Origin of the sequence: Mesorhizobium sp. M2A.F.Ca.ET.042.01.1.1, assembly GCF_003997405.1 — a bacterium.
Lineage (GTDB): Bacteria > Pseudomonadota > Alphaproteobacteria > Rhizobiales > Rhizobiaceae > Mesorhizobium.
This window is the reverse complement of sequence record NZ_RZRX01000625.1, coordinates 1-626: the sequence shown is the minus strand read 5'-3', so window position 1 is coordinate 626 and position 626 is coordinate 1. Positions and strand designations below refer to the sequence as shown.

Sequence of the window (626 nt, the reverse complement as noted above, 5' to 3'; positions counted from 1 at the left end):
ATCCAGGGCGGCTCCAATGGCGGCCTGCTCACCGGCACGTCGCTGACGCAGCGGCCGGAACTGTTCGGCGCCGTCATCATCGACGTGCCGCTGCTCGACATGCTGCGCTACACCGAATTGCCGCCCGGCGCCTCTTGGATCGCCGAATATGGCGACCCGTCGAAGCCGGAAGAGGCGGCCTGGCTCGGCGCCTATTCGCCCTACCAGCATGTCGTGGCCGATGCCGCCTATCCGCCGGTGCTGCTGATGACGTCCACCGCCGACGACCGCGTCCATCCCGGGCACGCGCGCAAGATGGCGGCGCGGCTGCAGGAGGCAGGCCACGGGAGGACGCTGTTCTTCGAGGAAACCGAAGGCGGCCATGGCGGGCGCGGTGATCGCCGGCCGCAAGCGGCGCAGACGGCAATGCGCTACATGTTCCTCAAGCGGGCTCTCGGCGGCGTCGCCTGACTAAGGTGTATTGATATTCAGGTGATGCCGGCCTGCAAATATCGGTTTTCTGCGCTTCCGGTGCTCATATGTGGACGGCCCCCTGCTTGCAAGGCTTTGGCTGGAGATGATTTGACCTGATCGCTTGCGCTCATATGTCCGGCCTTTTGCGCGCGGATTTGTGAGCGCTGGCCTAG

Annotated in this window: 1 protein-coding gene; it reads left to right on the top strand. The window is 65.3% G+C overall.

Annotated elements, in window-relative coordinates; all coding sequences use genetic code 11:
* The coding region (locus tag EOA23_RS35240) for a prolyl oligopeptidase family serine peptidase (RefSeq protein WP_145966627.1) at positions 1-450 on the top strand (450 nt) is incomplete at its 5' end.
* Positions 451-626 lie beyond the last annotated feature (176 nt).